3 protein-coding genes are annotated in these 3,112 nt (G+C 65.0%); 2 read left to right on the top strand and 1 reads right to left on the bottom strand.

The window, feature by feature from the left end:
* On the bottom strand, window positions 1-511 hold a 511-nt coding region (locus DM995_RS04205), incomplete at its 3' end, for a nucleotidyltransferase domain-containing protein (protein ID WP_198669246.1).
* A gap of 497 nt (window positions 512-1,008) precedes the next feature.
* Here DM995_RS04205 and gloB point away from each other — a divergent pair.
* Together gloB and pcaF are read left to right on the top strand one after the other, a co-directional pair.
* Window positions 1,009-1,737, top strand: coding sequence for a hydroxyacylglutathione hydrolase (gene gloB, locus DM995_RS04200; RefSeq protein WP_116968603.1), 729 nt, complete (start codon window positions 1,009-1,011; stop codon window positions 1,735-1,737).
* Window positions 1,738-1,768: 31 nt separating this feature from the next.
* The gene (pcaF, locus tag DM995_RS04195) at window positions 1,769-2,971 is read left to right on the top strand and encodes a 3-oxoadipyl-CoA thiolase (protein ID WP_116968602.1); all 1,203 of its coding nucleotides are present in this window, start codon (window positions 1,769-1,771) and stop codon (window positions 2,969-2,971) included.
* Window positions 2,972-3,112 lie beyond the last annotated feature (141 nt).

Below are 3,112 nucleotides of genomic sequence, written 5' to 3'. Positions count from 1 at the left end.
CCTCAAAATACTCCTTCGCCATGTTTAGAGCCTGCGTCGGCGTTTTGGGCTTGGGCGTGTGCAGCTCGGTGTCGTCGGACTGGTAGACCGCTATCCCTTCGGCCTTCACGTCCATGAAGAAATACCGCCCATGGGCGAGGCCGTCGTTCACCTCCTGCAGGGTGTGAACGATGAAATTGACCGGCGTGCGCAGTGTGCCGGTGAGGCCGTACTCGCGCATCAATCGCTCATCGAGCTTGGACCAGTACTTCACCCGGTCCGTGAGCCGCTTGTCGCTGACGATGATGAGGAGATCGAAGTCGGACTGGTAGCCCTTGGCGGTGTGCGGTTCATCGACCCAGGTCCCGCGCGCATAGCTGCCATAGAGGATGACCTTGAGGATGCGCCCGGCCTTCTTCCACTCGTGCTTGGCGAGCGCGAAGGCATCGTCGAACTCCTCGAAGATCAGCTGCACCACGCGCTCCAGCTCGCGCTGCTTTTGAGGGGGCAGATGATCAAGGTCGGTGCGCATCGTTCGAACAGTCTAGCAAGCTGTTGTGCAACTTGCACCTCTCCGGCGACCATCATCCGCACCGATGACCCCAAACAGGATGCATCAGTGTTCCAGCATCCGGCGCGAAGCGCGCTTGGATGTCGTCAATACCAAGAACTGGGGAGGGGGCAGCGTTGCTCCCTTTGATCCGACCACAGGCCTGCGCTGCAGGATTGAGCCTCATTTTGGCCGAGCGTCTTGGCCCACTTCTGGGCGCTATAGGTCGCCAGCGCTTCACAAACAGCGCCATTCTGCTAAAATCTGGAGGCAAAAATCGTGAACCGAATCAAGGTTCTATCGAGAAGTTTGTGGGGGTCGTTGTGGGGAGATGTTCGGGCGGCCCCTTAAATGCCACACAATTTCAATCGCATGGGGCTAAAGTTCGGTACAAGCCCTGCCACCACCTCCCTTTTTCATGATGCATCAGGTGCCACGCGCCCTTGGCAAGCGCAGTGCGATTGGGCACAACGCTTGGCATGATCGAAATTGCCCGCATCGCCGCCCTGTCCGACAATTATATCTGGCTGGTGCATGAGCCGGTGAGCGGCGAGACCGTCGTCATCGACCCCGCCGAAGCCGAGCCGGTACTCGCCGAGGCCGAGGCGCGCGGCTGGACGATCACGCAGATCTGGAACACGCACTGGCACCCCGATCATGTCGGCGGCAATGCTGCGATCAAGGCGGCCACCGGTTGCGCGATCACCAGCCCGGAGGCCGAGCGCGAGCGGATTGCCAGTTTTGACGTGACGGTGAAGGGCGGCGATGTCGTGCATCTGGGCGCGCTCAGAGCCGATGTCATCGACGTGCCCGCGCATACCGCGGGGCATATCGCCTATCATTTGCCCGAGGAGCAGGCGATCTTCGTCGGCGATACGCTGTTCGCGATGGGCTGCGGGCGGCTGTTCGAGGGCACGGCCGAGCAGATGTTCGACAACATGACGCGGCTGGCGGCGCTTCCCGGCGAAACCGCGGTCTATTGCGCGCACGAATATACCGAATCGAACGGTCGCTATGCGCTGGTCGCCGAGCCCGACAATCCGGCGCTGGCCGAGCGGATGGAGCAGGTCTTCGCGATGCGCGCGCGCGGCGAACCGACCGTGCCGACCACGATCGCGCTCGAACGCGCCACCAATCCCTTCATGCGCGCCCGCTCCGCCGAGGAGCTTGCCGAGCGACGCGCCGCCAAGGATAATTTCCGGGGCTGAGACCACCGGATCGATAGCCGAGAGGATTGCCATGACCGAAGCCTTTATCTGCGACGCGGTGCGCACGCCGATCGGACGTTATGGCGGCGGGCTGGCGAGCGTCAGGCCCGACGATCTGGCGGCGGTGGTGCTGCGCGCGCTGGTCGGGCGCAATCCTGGGCTCGATGCTGCCGCGATCGACGATGTGCTGATGGGCTGTGCCAACCAGGCGGGCGAGGACAATCGCAACGTCGCGCGCATGGCCGCGCTACTGGCGGGCCTCCCCGAGAGCGTGGCCGGAGCGACGATCAACCGGCTGTGCGGATCGGGGCTCGATGCGGTGGGCAGCGCCGCGCGCGCGATCCGCGCGGGCGATGCCGATCTGATGATCGCGGGCGGGGTCGAGAGCATGACCCGCGCGCCGTTCGTCATGCCCAAGGCAGCGACTGCCTTTGCCCGCGACAATGCGGTCTATGACACCACCATCGGCTGGCGTTTCGTCAATCCGCTGATGAAGGCGGTGCACGGCGTCGATTCGATGCCCGAGACGGCGGAGAATGTCGCCGAGGATTTCGGCATCGCCCGCGCCGACCAGGATGCGTTCGCGCTGCGCAGCCAGCAGCGCGCGGCCGCCGCGCAGGAATCGGGGCGGCTGGCGGCGGAGATCGTCCCGGTCAGCATCCCGCAGCGCAAGGGCGAACCGCTGATCGTCGATACCGACGAGCATCCGCGCATGACCTCGATCGAGGCGCTGAGTGCGCTCAAGCCCATCGTGCGCCCCGGCGGCACGGTGACGGCGGGCAATGCCAGCGGCGTCAACGATGGCGCGGCAGCGCTCATCGTCGCGTCGGAGGCCGCTGCGGCGCGCCATGGCCTGACCCCGCGCGCGCGGATCATAGGGACGGCGGTGGCGGGCGTGCCGCCACGCATCATGGGTATCGGTCCGGCCCCGGCGGTGCAGAAACTGCTCGCACGGGCGCGGGTGACGCTGGGCGAGGTCGATGTGATCGAGCTCAACGAGGCGTTCGCCGCGCAGGGCCTGGCCGTGCTGCGCCAGCTCGGCCTGCCCGACGATGCAGCGCATGTGAACCCCAATGGCGGGGCGATCGCGCTCGGCCATCCACTCGGCATGTCGGGTGCACGTCTCGCGCTGACCGCGACCGAGGAACTGCAGCGTACCGGCGGGCGCTATGCGATCGCGACGATGTGCATCGGCGTGGGGCAGGGCATCGCGATGCTGATCGAGCGGGTATAGCTCAAGGCGTCACAGCCCAACGTCATTCCCGCGAACGCGGGAATCCCGCTTTCTTGCAGACGCTGCATTAACAAACCGGGACCCCGTGAGTTCACGGAACAAGTGCAACACCTGCTAAGATGGTGTTGCGATGGGAGAACA

This window comes from Blastomonas sp. UPD001, assembly GCF_003426715.1.
Lineage (GTDB): Bacteria > Pseudomonadota > Alphaproteobacteria > Sphingomonadales > Sphingomonadaceae > Blastomonas.
The sequence above is the reverse complement of the archived record's forward strand: the minus strand, read 5'-3'. Positions and strand labels throughout refer to the sequence as shown.

Excerpts from the sequence above, each read along its gene's own strand:
- gloB (WP_116968603.1), top strand. The coding sequence starts at position 1,009 with ATGATCGAAATTGCCCGCATCGCCGCCCTGTCCGACAATTATATCTGG.
- pcaF (WP_116968602.1), top strand. The coding sequence starts at position 1,769 with ATGACCGAAGCCTTTATCTGCGACGCGGTGCGCACGCCGATCGGACGT.